Here is a 16,570-nt window from a genome sequence, read left to right on the forward strand (position 1 = left end):
GATATTCTATTCCATACCTATCAAATCACGCTTACGCACCCACCCTGATTTTAAGCCACCTTTATAGCTTACTTTAACCCAATCTTGATTTTGTCCGTAAAAAATGTCGGGTTGTTGGATGATATCGCCTTTTATAAAATAGCTTTTTGGTTTATTGAGCATAAAATCCTTATCTAGAATTTCTGCTTTATCACTGATTACCTTATAGCGGGTAGGCGGTATGGGACAACTTTTCAATTTGTAGTCATCGTCGACTTCTTTATCTAAATCAAATCGAGCAAAATCCGTCGTGGCATTATATTGCGTTTTACTTTGACAATAATATGCCGCGCCCGTAGCTACTGTACTTTTTAGAACGCCATGGGTCACCCACCATTCAGCGCCAACCTGTTCAAACAGATAGTCTTTGATGTAGTCTTTTTCACTATTTGCCCAGTACGTACTTACAGTAAAGCCCTTATTATTTTCTCTAGGAGTGATCGAAGAAAAAAGGGTAGAAGGATTATCAGCAAAGGTAATCGAAGCCAAATCTAACTCATAATATTTACCTTTTGCTAAATACACATACAACTCATCACCTTGATAACCATTGTCTGTAGATTTATCTTTAGCCACTAGTAAGTCGCGCTTACCATCATTATTGACATCGAAATGAAAACTGGTAAATAAAGGACTGGGGAAAAACTGCTTATAGTTTGCTTGGGTGATCTTAGCCTTAGGTGGGGTTTGTTTGAGACGTTCATTAACAGGAATAATCTTTCCTGTAACCGTGATTTGAAAATACTTATCAACTACTGATATTTCTTGGTAATCCTCTTCAATAGTGAATGTGCTACCTAAAAGAGCAATGGCGATATCGTCGTCTTTAACAGTAATGAGGTAATATTCATGGTCTACAAACATGCCATCAGGATTATCGTCAGTAATATAGTCCGCGCCGCTATCCTCGAATAATCCGTATGCCAAAAATACTTCAATATCACCAATGCTGGGCAATTTAAAAAACCCTTGGTCAGAGGCGCCGCCCAGCACAGGCTTAAGCTTATTAGTCACTTGCTTGGCAAGTACTTGATCGTCCATTATAAACTCGCTAGTGACCAAATTGGTATCGAGTTGAACGGCGTCATCAACATTATAACTGCTAAAAGGCAGTGTAGTGACATTGGTGATACTTCGATCTGCTCGCACTGAGCCATCATCAGTTAACTGATAATGAATGGGTTGGCGGTTAAAATCATAATAAGTGTTAATGATCTGTTGATAGTCTTTTGCTATTACAAAGTTATTCTGAGCCAGCTCAAATATATGAACCGTGTCATTGGCATTTGGCGTAAGCGCTTTTTTAATAGTCACAAGATAGCTGTCTTGGTCTTCAAGTTGGTCAATGGTTAAGCCAGAGGTATCTTCAAGCTCAAGAGACTCACTTTCATAAGCATGAAATATGACAAAGACTTGCATATCCTCTTTATCAGGGAGCTGATAAAATCCTGCCCGCTTCATATAATCACGCGATAGCAGCTCTTGGAGCTGTTTGTTATTCGTCTCTACTGGAAACGCTGATAACGGCCTTTGTTGACCGTTTTGTGACCTCTTTTTAGTAAAGGGAAGCGCTGTAATTTGCTTTAAAGCAGAGTTTGGCTTGTGACTACTCGTATTATTGGTCGCGGCTTGTATGCTTGATTCTGTATCTACCGAGTCCCTGTTATCATCAACAGATGACTCCGAAGAGCAGCCACTGATAGCTAATGCCAGTAAAATGCTCAATGGTAGAGAAGCCAGAACGGTTGCATGATTGCCTATAGAGTGGGGTGTCAAATCAGTCATAAATCGCTATCCAGCAGTATGATTTTAAGAAGAATAAAATTACGCTTATCAGCAGGACTTTTGCTAGCACAATAAAGCGGTAACGGTTTTCTCGCCCTAGGCAAGCTAAGAACTTCCTTTTAAAAGCTTTTGTTTTTAGATGCTTTTGTTTTATGTGCTAAGGGTGAGTTGTGAATCAACTATATCTACCTCAATTATGAAAATCCACAGTATTTGTCTAAAAATGTTGAGTAATCAACATATTCATTTGTGCTAAACAATGCTAAATTAGATTCAAATGGCACTAGCAAATTAAATCTATGAGCAAATTACTCCGAAAGCACTTTGAAGACCGTGAAATAAAAAAAGGCTCAGGACAAGTGTCCGCCTTTATTGCGGTGTCTTTGGGCATACTTGCTACGCTTGCGGCTCTGTGTTTTTTATTCCCCAATCTGCTCACCACACCAGATTTTAGACCCTTATATAATGCCAATATTTTACGAGGTATGTTGTTTGCCAGTGTGGTTATTGGCTTTGTGTCAGGTGTTATTAGCCTACTACGCAATCCGTCTAAGCGCTGGGGAATGGCGGGTATGTTACTCAATGCTTTTGCAGCGCTGCTCGCATCAGGACAGATCGAGCCCAATTACTATGACCGTAGTATGTATGCAGGCTTGGACTATTTTATTTTAACGCTGGTAATTTCCGCGCTGGTGTTCATTCCTATGGAGCGGTTTTATGCCAAATATAAAGAACAAAAACTGTTGCGATCTGGCTGGGTAACCGACATTAAATACTTTATGTTTAGCCATTTAGGTATACAGCTATTGAGCTTTTTTACCATCATTCCTGCGCAGATTTTATTTAACCAATGGCTCAATCCTACATGGCATCAGATGGTCAGTGGTCAGCCTTTAGTGCTGCAATTTATAGAGATTTTGATCATAGTGGACTTTTTTAGTTACTGGATTCATCGCAGTATGCACAAAGTCCCGTCTCTGTGGCGCATACACGCCGTGCATCATTCTTCGCATCACATGGACTGGCTGGCGGCAAGTCGGGTGCATGTGTTTGAGCTGATTGTGAATCGTTTTGTCGGTTATATTCCATTATTGTTTATGGGCTTCTCTCCGGCAGCAACTTATGCTTATTTGGTGTTTATCTCTTTTCACGCCATTTTTATTCATGCCAATGTACGTTTCCGTTTTCCGTATTTTCGCTGGCTGCTTGCAACGCCAGAGTTTCATCATTGGCATCATTCATCAGAAAAAGAGGCATGGGACAAAAACTTTGCCGCCTTTTTACCCATTTATGATGTGATATTTAAAACCGCTCATCTGCCAGACCATTTACCCAAAAAATATGGTACGACAGCCAATACAAAAATACCCGAGGGTTTTGTGGCGCAGTTGGTATATCCGCTGCAAAATAAGCAACGCAAAAAGAATTGATGCTGATCATTTAGGCTCTTGTCTGCTACAGATGCTATAAGTTTCTTACGAATACCACGTCAGCTACCGAGTAGTTGTTGCAATCAATTCTATTGACTCATTGCTGTCTCAAAAATAAAAAAACCGCTACAGCTTAATGCGGTAACGGCTCTTTTGCCCTATGCAAGCTAAAAACTGAATTTCAGATACTAAGGGTGAGTTGCATATCGTAGGTTGGTGTGGAGCTTGCGACACCCAACGGTTTGATTATGATAATCAATTATAAAAGCTCATGTAATCATCGTTGATCAGTTTGCCCGCTGCGTCTAAGGCAAAGCAGCTGATGTCCATCTCTATTGGACTTTGGCGGGTGAACTTAAGCGTGATTGATGCGGTATAGTCAATAGTAAGATTACTTAAAGGCGCGCGTTGTCCGACGGTGAGATGGTTCATGGTGTTCCTTACATGAGAGTTTTATTCTTTTAAAGATAATAGACTAATTACTGACATTAAAAAACCGCTACAGCATTTGCTGTGGCGGTTTTTTAATGTTCTAAATAAGAGCAAAGTTAAACTAATATGTATTCAATTCTGTAGTCTACCTATTAAATTTATCGGCTCTACGTCTGTAAAATCTGGTAATCGAGGTTTTAGTTTTTCCAAAAGATAGTTTTGTGACAGCTCATGCTCATCTAATATTGAAAACCAGTCTCTTATGTATGTTTTTATTTTATCATCTTTATTAACTAACCCTGGTTCTTGATGAATCTTAGATGAATCAAGCTTACTTCTTATGGCGGTATCATTTTTCGATATATTTCTACCTATCAAAACTAATTCAAACCTCATTTTATTGCTAGTACCAAAGGAAGGGTGCTTACTAATTATTTCAGCATAATCTTCTAACTGTCTAAGATGTTTTTTATTTAATGATACACCAGGTCTTTTAATTTCGATTATCAAACATTTAAATATCTTATTGTTGCTCTCATCATAACTCATACGTTTGCTAGCTAGGAATAAATCCACCTGCCTTCTAGCGCCCTCGATACAAACTCCTTCTTCAAGCTCGTCAATCTCCACTTCATCAATATCTTTTACTTTATTCCTAAGCTCCTTGGCTAGCTTATAAAAATCGTCTTCTTCAGCACCGATGAGTGAATATTGTTCACCAAAGAGCCAGCTATTTTTTTCAATCACTTTTTGTAAATCTGGCGTTTCTAATACCTTATGGTATTTATATTCCATAACTTCTCTAAACATCTTTAATACACTTAATCTTTTAGTCACCTCTTCGATTGTGCTTATGATATTTTCCAAACTAGAGTCCGTAATAATCTTAGATAATCTATCAAGTCCACCTTGTTCTAAATCTAAAACACCTTCTAATACGTTCATTAAAGAGTCATTTTCACTAGAAACTATTACCTTATCTAATAATCTTATGAGGATTTTTGCTGGCTTATCTTTTAAGTTATTAAATAATGATGGATCACTTATATATAACTCTTTAACAATAGTCTTTATATTTTTATTACGCCAAATATTATAATCTCTATCTATACCTTTAGACTCTAAAAAGAAGCCTTTTTCATCATAATTTTCTACAATTTTATTGGCTTGATTCTGCAAAAAACTTATATACATTTCTTCTTGTTTAACTAATACTTCAGATTTCAACTGATTCCAGTCGAACAATTCAGAGTTCATTGGCATTAAATCTAAATCACTATCATCAAAAACTTTTGATTTTATTACTGTACTTAGAAAGAAGTTAGGCCGCATATTAAAACCACTAAGCTCTCTTGATTTAACATCACTTTTACTATTGATATAATAATCATAAGATTTTTCAGAAGATGGCTTCTTATGCCAACGGTAAAAATGTGTATCGAAAGATAAACCTTCTAATTCAAATGTATATTTGAAAAAATCTGCTTCTGGTGTTTTAATTTTTCTATCATTAAAAATTATCTCTACACTCTCTTTGATAGCTAGATACCAGCCAAATTCTATAGATAAAAACCTGACAATATCATCATCTAAAGGTAGATTTTCTTTCCCATTGAAACCTAGTAGCCTTACTACTGTTCCAGAGACCAACTTTTGAAGTAATTCTATTTCACTAGATTCAAGTTCAACAGTAGTAAATTCTTCAAGCTTTGTGCTATCAATAGTGGTTTTATATACTGTTTTATCAATTTTGGTATGCCACTCAGCTTTATTACATAATCTATGGAAGCTAAACCTACCTACACCATCTTTACCATGAGTCTGTATAGAGTTTTTCTTTTCAGAGTCATCATACTTGTTAAAACCACACGTCTGACTAGAAAAATCAATACCGCTACCATTGTCAAAAATTAAAATTTCCTCTATGCCCTTTAGTTCATTTCTTCTAATAGATAACTCAACTCTAGTTGCTCCTGCATCAAACCCATTCCACATTAATTCATATATAGACTCTATAGATTTAAAGTTTTTAAACTTCTTTTTTATAGAATGTGTGGTTACTTTTACTGAGTTTTTAAGAGTTTTGGTTGTCATAATACATCCTAGAAAGCATTGAATACTTCTAAACATACAAGCAAATTCAGAATTCGATAGTTTATATGATAGAAAATACTTGGTTAAGAGACTACAAAATCTCTTAAACTCACTAAACTTGGTTAGTAGTATTCATAGAAACCAACCAAGTCTGAAAATTCATACAAATAGTAGCATACAAATATCTAGTCATATGGAAAAACGTATATTAGTTAGAATACTAACCAGTAGACAATAAAAACGCCATCACAATTGTGACAGCGTTTTTTATTACTATAGATACTTACGCTTTATTTACAACGCCTTTAACTGCTCCATCTGCGCTGTCATCGCGGTCAACTGCCCTTCTAGCTCAGCCAATTTCGCTTTCTCAGCATCGACCACTTCCGCAGGTGCTTTACTCACAAAGCCTTCATTACCTAGCTTACGCGCGATACCTTCGGCTTGACCTTTCAACTTATCATATGACTTACCCAAACGAGCCAGCTCAGCCGTTGGATCGATTAGACCTTTCATCGGTACGAGTACCCGTAGCTGACCGACCATACTTGATGACGATAGCGGAATCTTTTGATCAGAGCCGTCACCACTATTTATAATCTCTAAGCTCTCGACTTTGGCAAGCGCTTTGAACTGGTTTTTGATACGTGACAGACGCGCATCTTCGTCAGCAGAGATATTTTGTAGTAGCACTGGCAGACGTACGGCATTACCCAGTTTCATCTCACCACGGATGTTACGGACGCTCGCGATGAGCTCTTGTAGCCACGCCATATCCGCCTCAACCTGCTCACTGATTTGTGCGTCATCCGTTTTTGGATAGTCAGCGACTACGATGCTGTCAGTGTTTTTGCGACCCAGTAGCGGTGCAACCGTCTGCCAGATTTGCTCGGTCAGATACGGCATGATTGGATGGCTAAAGCGTAGCGCCGTCTCTAGCACGTGCAGCAGTACATAGCGGATTTGCGCTTTGCGCTCGTCAGACACTGAGTCATCATTTAGACTGGCTTTGGCCAGCTCAACGTACCAATCACAGTACTCATTCCAGATAAACTCGTAGATATCTTGGCTGACCATATCGAGACGATACTGGGCAAAATGCTGATGGATATCGGCAATGGTAGAGTTCAGACGACTCATGATCCATTTTTCTGGTAATTCCCATACATCAGGATTTGCCGCTTGGTCGATAGGCTTGGCAGCACCTTCGCTATCGACACAGTTCATGAGTACAAAACGGCTGGCGTTCCAGATTTTATTACAGAAGTTACGATAGCCTTCGACACGCTTTAGATCAAAGTTGATATCGCGACCGGTACTGGCTAAGGATGTAAAGGTAAAGCGCAGTGCATCCGTACCAAAGGCTGGGATGCCTTCAGGGAACTCTTTACGCGTTTGCTTCTCAATCTTGGCCGCGTCTTTTGGATTCATCATATTGCTGGTACGTTTTTCTACCAGTGCTTCTAGATCAATACCATCGATTAGGTCAATCGGATCTAAGACGTTACCTTTCGATTTTGACATTTTTTGACCATTGCCATCACGTACCAGACCGTGCACATAGACAGTCTTAAATGGTACTTGCGGCGTGCCGTCTTCGTTTTTCACGAAATGCATGGTCATCATGATCATGCGGGCAACCCAAAAGAAGATAATGTCAAAACCTGTCACGAGCACGCTGGTTGGGTGAAAGGTGTCCATCACGCGTGGATCAGCGTTGACGTCTGCCCAGTCAAGCGTACTGAACGTCCATAGACCAGAGCTGAACCACGTATCGAGCACGTCATTATCTTGGCGTAACACGACATCATCGCTTAGATTGTACTTGCTACGCACTTCGGCTTCGTCACGGGCGACATAGATTTCACCCGTCGCATCGTCATACCATGCAGGGATACGATGTCCCCACCAGAGCTGACGGCTGATACACCAGTCTTGCAGATCGGTCATCCACGACATATACATGTTTTTGTACTGTGCAGGGACGAACTCGATGCTGCCGTCTTCTACCGCGTCAATCGCAGGCTTAGCAAGCTCTTTAACTGCGACATACCACTGATCGGTCAACCACGGCTCAACGATCGTACCACCACGCTCAGCACGTGGGGCTTTAAGTGCATAGTCTTCGATATCTTCTAACCAGCCCTGCTCACCTGCTTGCTCTACGAGGAACTTACGCGCGGCAAAACGCTCAAGTCCTGCATACTCGCTAGGCGTGGTCTCTAACTCTGGCTCACGTGTCTGCAGGTCAGGATAAACTTCCATCGATGCTAAGATATTGGCGCGCTCATCAAGGATATTAATCAATGGCAAGTCATGACGACGACCCAAGTCATAATCGTTAAAATCATGCGCTGGAGTAATTTTGACACAGCCCGTACCGAAGTCTTTTTCGACATAATCATCAGCGACGATAGGCACGATGCGACCAGTGATTGGCAGAGTAATGGTTTTGCCGACCAAATGCGCGTAACGCTCATCGCTAGGATTGACCGCAACAGCCGTATCACCAAGTAGCGTCTCAGGACGTGTGGTGGCGACGACCAGATAGTTTTTACCATCTTGAGTCGTTAAATCTTTATCGGTGAAATGATAGCGGAAATGCCACAAGCTGCCTTTTTCGTCATGATTTTCAACTTCCAAATCAGACAATGCCGTTTGGAACTTAGGATCCCAGTTGACCAAACGCTTGCCACGATAAATAAGTCCATCGTCGAATAGACGAACGAACACTTCTTTTACCGCATTGGACAGGCCATCATCCATGGTAAAACGCTCACGCGACCAGTCCACCGAGCTGCCCAAACGGCGAATTTGGCTAGTGATATTGCCGCCTGACTCTTCTTTCCATTCCCATACTTTATCGATGAAATCTTCACGCGTCATATCACGGCGTTTGATACCTTGTGCTTCTAAGCGACGCTCAACAACCATCTGGGTGGCGATACCTGCATGATCCGTACCTGGCTGCCATAGCGTATTGTCCCCATCCATGCGGTGATAACGCGTGAGCGCATCCATGATCGCGTTGTTAAAACCATGTCCCATATGTAGTGAGCCAGTGACGTTCGGCGGTGGTAGTGCGATAGAAAATGACTCGTCTTTGTCAAAAGTCGGCTGAAAATAGCCACTGTCTTCCCAGCCTTGATACATACCCGCTTCGACTTCCGCAGGATTATAGGCATTCTCTAATTGGCTTAAGGCGGCTTGAATAGATTGGGTTAAATTATTTTTGCTATTAGGGTTACTCATAAGGCTCTCAGACTAAAACGTAAATGGATTAAATAAATAGTAAGCAAAAGTATGGTTATCGCTGAATTCATACAATTAACCAACGCAAGCTGGGTTCAGGCATAGCGCTAACGCTGGATAATAATAGGTGATTCGAGCAAACAAAAAAGTTAGTAGGATGATTTTATCTTATATGGGCAGATTTTGTTAGTATCGAATGCTTTTTCGATACTTGCAGTCGTTATGGCCTTACTGTAACTTATTAAAATAAGCTTTTTTGCATTGCAGCAACATGGCGACGGCTATGACGTTGACACTGGTTTGACCGTTATTTTTATATCCTTCACTCACCGCTCCTCTTATATAAGTTTACTGTCATGCCTAATACTAAAGACAATTCTAATAAAAATAATGATCCGAGTTCGACAGCTAGTATTCACGCGGCGCAGAGTAGTGACAATGCCGATGAGAAGGACAATAACGAGGCGTTAGAAGTGGCTACTGGAACCAATCAGGATGGCGCTCAAAATGAAAGCCAAGATGGCTCTGAAGACGCAAACCAAAATGAAGGTTTGCCCAAAGGTGACGCCATAAAAGATGAAGACTTGCCAAAAGAGATCAGTGACGAAGATAAAGAAACCATCAAAGAAGTGGCCAGCGATGACAACTTAAGCGAGCCAAAAAGTTATGCCAGCATCTTAGTCGAACAAGTCATCGATGCCAAAGAAACCTTTAATCGCTCGCTTGGCTCGTTATTTACCAGTGCCTTTACCGCAGGATTGGAGATTGGTATTAGCCTGTTTATGATTTTGTCCGCCTTCGCCCTATTGACCGATGTAATGCCCAATCAATATGCCATGGTGCTGGCATCATTACTTTATCCGATTGGCTTTATTATCGTCGTCATTGGTCAGTCGCTATTGTTCACTGAGCAAACGTCTCTGCTGAGCCTACCGGTACTCAATGGTATCGAACCATTAAACAAACTCATGCGGCTTTGGGGGATTGTTATCGCTGGTAATATCGTTGGCGGTTGTCTATTTGCAGCGTTGATGATCGGTTTGGGTTTGCATATGCATCTGTTTGACGTCAGCGATATCGATGCCTATTCCGAGCATGTTTTAGGATTTGAATGGTGGGTCATATTTGGTAGCGCGGTACTGGCAGGTTGGATGATGGGCGTGGCTGCGTGGCTTGTCACCTCGGCACGCGACACCCTTAGCCGTATCGTGCTGGTGTCGTTGATCACAGGCAGTATTGGCTTTTTGGGTTTGCATCATAGTATCGTGGGTAATATTGAGGTGTTTTCTGCCCTACTCTATGGCAACACCGTCGGATTTTGGCGTTACTTGATATTTTTGGTGGTGGTAATATTGGGCAATACCGTCGGTGGCGTGGTATTTGTCGCAGTTCTCAAAAACCGTACTTTCTTATTTGATGTCGCCAAAGTTAAGCAGCAAAATAAAGACAATCAAATAGCGAGGATGGATAGACGAGATCGCTAGAGTAATCAAATGACTATCAAATCACTATCAAATCACTATTAAATCACTATCAACTCATAAAGCCTCTGATTCGCACAAGCATATGCCAGCGCAAACTCATTATTTAAGAGTGTGCGCTGGCAATATTTTATGAGTAATTATATTTTATAGGTAATAAGTGCTCAACCCTGATGATACCTTTAGAGCATACGGGCGGCCAAAACACCTTTCTCAATTTCCGTCTTCTTCATCTTATTATACTTTGCGCTAAATATGCGCACCAAAATACCCGCTGTCAAGAACATGACTAACGTATAGATAGCTGGTGTCATCGACATGTCGTAATTAGACAATAGCGTGAGTGCCATAAATATAGATAAGGTGCTGTTTTGCAAGCCGACTTCCATAGTGATGGACGTCCGTTGTGCTAAGTTTAAGCCCAACCATTTACTGCTATAGTAACCAAGCGCCATGGTTGACAGGTTTAGTAGCAACGATACTGGTCCGGTAGCGATAAGGGCCTCAACGATGATATCTCTTTGTACATAACTCAAAAACACCACTAAGAATGTCAAAAACGTCACGCCAAAACGAGAGACTATGACTTGTGAGCTATCAGCAACCCTTGGCGCAAAGCGTTTGATCAGCATACCAATACTAATAGGCAGAATGGTGATGACGAATAAAGAAATCATTGTCTTTATAATCGGCAGTTGAAACTCGCTCCCAGCACCCATAAAGTGAATCAGTGAAAAGCTCAGGACAACAGGAATGCTAAATACCGTGACGACACTAGCAATGGCCGTCATAGTGACTGATAACGCTACATCGCCTTTGGCAAGGAAGGTAAATAAGTTGGAAGTGGTACCACCTGGACAGAGCACGAGTAACATGACCCCTACCGCATACTCAGGTCGCAACGGCATAATATTTGCCAGTGCAAAACCAATAATCGGCAATAAGATAAGCTGATTGAGCAAGCCAATACTGACCGCTTTTGGGTATTTCAAAACACGTTTAAAGTCGTTGGTAATGAGGGTCATACCCATGCCCATCATAATCAAAAATAGGCAAAGGGGAATAACGACTGAGTTTACTAAGGTGACTATTTCAAGATTTTCCATAACTACATCCATGTAGATAAGACCTGTCTATAGGTCGACACACAGCGCTTGTCCTTAATGCACTTGATCAAAGCACTTAATGGCTAGGTTGCTGTAGAATTTATAACGATATTTTTCACGCTAGCGGTATAAGCCAATCCTGCTAATACACGTACACCAGCATATCGAACGATAAAATTAAGTATAGCGTTGTCGCGTGCTCATAACTTACATCATTCAGTTACTCCCCGGTCAATAATGGGCTTTTGTAATGGAATATAGGTTTGAGGTATTTACGCTGATAGATGTAAATATAAATTTTAGGATGGCATGCTTACGATGGCATTGAAGAAACAAGCATTGATGACTGTCCGAAGAGCTATAGAAACTTACAGATAATTAGGGGTTAGCTGAGCTATTTGTGGTGGTCAGTTGCTGTGTCGATATCGACCACTGCTGTGCCATAGGCAATGGCTTCGACCATACTACCCAATTGATTGATACTGGTGACTTCCAGACGTAAACCATAGATATGATTGTAGCCTTTGGCTTGTGCCTGTGTGCGCATACGAACGATAGCCTCGCGCCGTGCGCGATCCAGCAAAGTCTCATAAGTGGTTAAGTTTTTGCCAAATAAACTCAGTACCCGAGCGATAATCATCTTAAAGTAATCTTGGGCAATCACCACGCTGCCCAGCACCAGCTCACCTTTACTATCGGTTGCCAGCTTGGGATAATAAAAGCGCTCGCTTGAGACCACGATGTGACCCAAGGTTTGCTCTGCAATACTGAGCTGTGCTAAGTGTTGGCGCTCATGACGCGATCCAAAGAACCACCCCACCACGAATAATATAATAAGCGGCGCGTAGTTAATGAGGAATTGAGTCATAGAATTATTCATGGCACGTCTCTTATCATAAAAAAGCTTTAGTGTTTTAAAACTTAATTAACTAACCAAAAGGATTGAAACGTGGTAAATCGTCCGCTGGAGTTGGCGTTTGCGGATTTTGAGTAGGTGCATTTTGGATCGGTGGAGTGTGACCAGATGGGTACTGTGGTGGTGGTGCAGGCTGCTGTTGTACAGGTACTGCTTTGACCGCGGTACCATAGACAAACAGCTCAGAAGCACCTTGCGCGATGCTAGAGGTCGAAAATCGCAGACCAACGACGGCATCAGCACCGAGTGCTTCGGCCTTTACAATCATGCGATCTATCGCCTCTTGGCGCGACTCTTCTAGTAGCTCAGTATAGGCAGTCAGCTCGCCGCCAACGATGTTTTTTAGACTGGCGAACAAATCCTTACCGACATGCTTTGAGCGTACCGTACTGCCGTACACCACATCGAGACGCTCGGTGATTTGATAATTGGGTAAGTGCTCAAGATTTGAGAGTTGCACAGTCATAGTACGACCTTATCGGTGACTTATAAAAATCATTCAGCTAGAAATGGTCAGCGTTAATCAACATTGATAAAGAATAATGGCAGACCACATTGCTGCGAACAAACCACATTATTAATGGCAATCAACACTGCCTATAAAAACTGTCTATAAAAAACTAGTCATTGGTATGAAACAATAAAAACAGCTCAGTCAAATTGCCTTCGATGCTATTGGCCATCTGTACCATTTTGTCTTCGTCTTTACGCATCTCAGATAGCTCTGGATCTTCATCATCGATGCCGCTAAGCACAATCATAGGCAAAGTCAGTACTGCCACGTCTTCTGCGGTGTCTTGATCTTCAAACCAATCACTGGCTTCATCGCCATACATGGCATCGACAAAACCAATTGACCAAGCAACGATGTCTGACTCGTCTGAAAAATCGACAGCCACTTCTTCGTCGCCAGCACCTTCACCAAACGGTAGCTCGATAGGCGTCTCATTTTTTAGTTCAGCGATGATAGAGTCGCGCCAGCGCTTAATGCCATCGATGACATTTTCTGGAATCTCACTAGCATGACCTTCAAATAGCGCATCCATCCAATTAGGCAATGGACGACCGATGACTGTCGCTGTCAGAAAACCATGCGCGGCGACACTATCGAGCACAAACTGGCTCTCTTGATTGTCCAAATAATCTAGTAATTCATCAAAACTTAGTTGGTTACTCATGATGTAATAATCCTTGAAAGATGGATTGCGTCAGTCACCACAAACGACCGATTAAATGTCTGATGGTGAATAAGAAGGGGATAGCAGTTGCTTGGATGACACACCTAAAACCAAACAACCTTTATAAAATAAATTTATTGAATATAGCTAGGGCGTGTCATCATTTAGATTGTGAGGCCTAAAATGAGGAAAATTGTAGCCAAACAAGAAAGAAATTGCCGTAAACATGAATCTATTGACAAGATTTCTGACGGCGTTTGGCAAAATTCAACCATTTTAAGACCACTAAATGTATCAATGTGCTAACTGATGACACGCCCTAAGTGGCACAGCAATCATTAAAAACTAAAATCAAGCGTTCAAAACCAAGCATTGAAAACTAAAATATGGTGCACCCAGCTTAGCACAATTCAGTCACAATCAACCTCTAAGGCATTGGCTTAGTTTGGTTTACTGTGCCTACTTTAATCGTCTCGTCTGCTTGGCTGACCTAAAAGGATCGTTAACTTAAGTCTAAAACCTAAAAATCATCATCCCAATCATCGCCATCTTCATCGAAGTTATCTAGATCGTCAAGATCGTCTTTTAACTCTTTAGCCAAACGCTTTTCTTCTAGCAAATTATCGATTAGTCGACGCTTCTCAAGACTACTTAGGCGCGTACGCACACTAGTCTCAGCCTCTTCTACCATCTTTGCATCATCATCGTCGACAAAATCATCATCAAAATCGTCGTCAATATCAGCGTCACTCATGACAAACTCCTATCATTTTTTGGCAAGTGTATTAAAAATACGTGAATATATATATGCCTTATAAAGTCTCTACTGGGCATTGTCAATCCTTTTTATCACTATGCCCTATTTAGCAACAAACACAAGAACAATCGTAAAGGCTATCTCGCAGGCAATTGTAGAGAAAGTGGCAGCATTAATAGTGATGAAGCGTATTACTCATCCGTTTCTTCAATCATCAGAACTGCGTTACGGACATCTGCCAAACGCTGAATCATCGAGTCATTGCCACCATCAAATATCGCGCACTCACGCTCATAGACAGTTGTCGGACGCATGATGCTGTGTACTTGAACATGGTTGCTGATTTGTTTGAGTCCAGCATTAGGCAGCAATATCAACATCTGCTCTTTTTTGCCCACGCTTTGTAACAGTTGGGTCATGGCATCGGCTTGGGCATCATCACTCACGCCAGCTTTGGCTGACAAGGCAAAACGCGACAGTTCAATATGCTTGTCATGAATAATTTTATTGAGCATCAGGTAGAGCTTGCCAAGCATTACGCCTGCTAGCGCGACTTTGGCATGGCTATTATCCGCTTTGAGCACCGCAAAGGCACCGCTTTCGTCAAAGCGTGGTTCATTCATCGCACTCACACCCATCAACAGCGGTTGTTTGAGTAGCTCGGTTATTGCCTGATTGAGTAGCTGCGTACATAGCGCAAGGTAAGGCAAGCGCTGGGAAGGCGCTAGACGCTCAAGCATATTAAATTCGTCATGAAATACGATTTGGACACTGACCGTGTCAACTGCGCGTGTGGCAGATAGCTTAGCGGTAGATAACTGAGAGGCACTGCCATTGACTTTATGAGTGCCATTATCACTGCTGCGCCCATCGTCTTGCGTTGCGTTGGCGGCCTGATCATCTGTACGATATTCAGAGGTATTGTCAGCATTAAGACCAGTATCTTCAGTCGTCGCCTCTTGATTCTGCTGCGCCCTTAGATAGGCATTGACTTCATTATGGACGTCAATTTTGCGGGTATTTGTGTTTTTATCACTGGCTTCACCAGCCCCTTGATTATCATCAAGATTACGACCTTCATTTTTATTGCTACTGTTTCTAGTATTGTCATTCTCGTTATCGGCTGAGCGCTTGTCATTTGAGCCATTCGCACCATCAGCATAGCCACGAGCATTCTCGCGAGCATTCTCACGATAGTCACTGCGTTGATCAACCTGCCGATATTGCTCGCGATATAAATCTTCGACATCACGGCTGAGCGCATTGATTTGCTCTTTAGTAGGACGAGCAAGATAGCCATAAATCAGCCAAAGCAATAAATGCAGCAGCATAGTACCGATGACAAACGGCCATTGCATAGCGATAATCTCGCCTTTGCTAATATCTTTTAGTGTCAACGATACACTGCCAATCACCGCATCGCCATTGGTGGCGATCTGACGAATGGTATCACCTTGCTGCATTGGCGCATTGCCAACAGGCACCAAGATGTCGTCGTTGTTGTCTTTAATCAGTATCCGGGTGACGTCTTGCTCGCTGGTATAGCGATTGGCAATAACGCTCAAGCTGACACGGTCTTTGTTTTCTAAAGACAACCTTGCCTCATCAATCAGCTGGGCGACCATCTGCTCGCCTTTTAACGCACGACTTTTGCTCAGCTGTTGGTCGGTACTGATGACCAATAATAGAGTCTGCAAACAAAAACTAACCAGAAGAATAATGGCAAACAACCCTTGCCGCGGCGCTAAATACGTCATGATATGGTAAACTTTTTTGGAGAAGAGAAATTAAAAAACGAGGCTATTGCTCATTTTTTGGCTAATTTTTAGAAAATTGTGATGCGTGCATATTGATAGAGCGTTACTGAAACCAATCACCATTATTTAAACCACGATAACGTCAAATAGCTCTCGCCCATCGGACTAAACTTAACTCATGATAGTATCGCAATCTGCATCATTAACACCGCTGCTGTCTTTGCCACAACATCGTTATAGTCGATTCAATTTAAAAGTAGTACAAGGCAACCGAGTGTAGATGTATATGTGATACTTCAAGCGAGGTTAACGCTGTAATACTTTTATAGTGGAATGACTATAC

At 41.6% G+C, this 16,570-nt stretch carries 12 protein-coding genes; 2 read left to right on the plus strand and 10 right to left on the minus strand.

Annotated features, from left to right (window positions below):
- Nucleotides 1-6: 6 nt before the first annotated feature.
- A complete protein-coding gene (locus ACMFL8_RS12360) occupies nt 7-1,824 on the minus strand; it encodes a hypothetical protein (protein ID WP_413191148.1) in 1,818 nt (605 codons plus the stop codon).
- A gap of 299 nt (nt 1,825-2,123) precedes the next feature.
- Between ACMFL8_RS12360 and ACMFL8_RS12365 the strand changes: the two genes are divergently transcribed.
- The gene (locus tag ACMFL8_RS12365; protein WP_413191149.1) at nt 2,124-3,254 is read left to right on the plus strand and encodes a sterol desaturase family protein; all 1,131 of its coding nucleotides are present in this window, start codon (nt 2,124-2,126) and stop codon (nt 3,252-3,254) included.
- A 255-nt stretch (nt 3,255-3,509) separates the two neighbouring features.
- Here the strand turns inward: ACMFL8_RS12365 and ACMFL8_RS12370 are convergent, their stop codons facing one another.
- The 3 genes from ACMFL8_RS12370 to ACMFL8_RS12380 all read right to left on the minus strand — a co-directional run bounded on the left by ACMFL8_RS12370 (nt 3,510) and on the right by ACMFL8_RS12380 (nt 9,032).
- Complete coding sequence (locus ACMFL8_RS12370; RefSeq protein WP_413191150.1) at nt 3,510-3,686, minus strand: hypothetical protein; 177 nt, start codon at nt 3,684-3,686, stop codon at nt 3,510-3,512.
- A 132-nt stretch (nt 3,687-3,818) separates the two neighbouring features.
- Nucleotides 3,819-5,780: an ATP-binding protein gene (locus ACMFL8_RS12375; protein ID WP_413191151.1), complete on the minus strand. Its 1,962-nt coding sequence runs from the start codon at nt 5,778-5,780 to the stop codon at nt 3,819-3,821.
- Between the two features lie 294 nt (nt 5,781-6,074).
- Complete coding sequence (locus ACMFL8_RS12380) at nt 6,075-9,032, minus strand: valine--tRNA ligase (RefSeq protein ID WP_413191152.1); 2,958 nt, start codon at nt 9,030-9,032, stop codon at nt 6,075-6,077.
- A 356-nt stretch (nt 9,033-9,388) separates the two neighbouring features.
- Here ACMFL8_RS12380 and ACMFL8_RS12385 point away from each other — a divergent pair, with 356 nt between their 5' ends.
- Nucleotides 9,389-10,516 carry a formate/nitrite transporter family protein gene (locus tag ACMFL8_RS12385; protein WP_413191153.1) on the plus strand — a complete coding sequence of 376 codons (1,128 nt, stop codon included), beginning with the start codon at nt 9,389-9,391 and terminating at the stop codon, nt 10,514-10,516.
- A gap of 179 nt (nt 10,517-10,695) precedes the next feature.
- Here the strand turns inward: ACMFL8_RS12385 and ACMFL8_RS12390 are convergent, their stop codons facing one another.
- The 6 genes from ACMFL8_RS12390 to ACMFL8_RS12415 form a co-directional block, all read right to left on the minus strand.
- On the minus strand, nt 10,696-11,619 hold the full coding sequence (locus ACMFL8_RS12390) for a bile acid:sodium symporter family protein (protein WP_189585690.1): 924 nt from the start codon (nt 11,617-11,619) through the stop codon (nt 10,696-10,698).
- Nucleotides 11,620-12,013: 394 nt separating this feature from the next.
- Nucleotides 12,014-12,499, minus strand: coding sequence for a YbjQ family protein (locus ACMFL8_RS12395; RefSeq protein WP_413191154.1), 486 nt, complete (start codon nt 12,497-12,499; stop codon nt 12,014-12,016).
- 49 nt (nt 12,500-12,548) lie between these two features.
- On the minus strand, nt 12,549-13,001 hold the full coding sequence (locus tag ACMFL8_RS12400) for a YbjQ family protein (RefSeq protein ID WP_413191155.1): 453 nt from the start codon (nt 12,999-13,001) through the stop codon (nt 12,549-12,551).
- A 154-nt stretch (nt 13,002-13,155) separates the two neighbouring features.
- Nucleotides 13,156-13,713 (minus strand): YecA family protein, encoded by a 558-nt coding sequence (locus tag ACMFL8_RS12405; protein ID WP_010201673.1) that lies wholly within the window; start codon nt 13,711-13,713, stop codon nt 13,156-13,158.
- 520 nt (nt 13,714-14,233) lie between these two features.
- Nucleotides 14,234-14,467 (minus strand): PA3496 family putative envelope integrity protein, encoded by a 234-nt coding sequence (locus tag ACMFL8_RS12410; RefSeq protein ID WP_010201674.1) that lies wholly within the window; start codon nt 14,465-14,467, stop codon nt 14,234-14,236.
- 194 nt (nt 14,468-14,661) lie between these two features.
- Nucleotides 14,662-16,227 carry a hypothetical protein gene (locus tag ACMFL8_RS12415; protein ID WP_413191156.1) on the minus strand — a complete coding sequence of 522 codons (1,566 nt, stop codon included), beginning with the start codon at nt 16,225-16,227 and terminating at the stop codon, nt 14,662-14,664.
- Nucleotides 16,228-16,570 lie beyond the last annotated feature (343 nt).

This window comes from Psychrobacter sp. AT9 (genome assembly GCF_047272965.1).
GTDB lineage: Bacteria > Pseudomonadota > Gammaproteobacteria > Pseudomonadales > Moraxellaceae > Psychrobacter > Psychrobacter glaciei.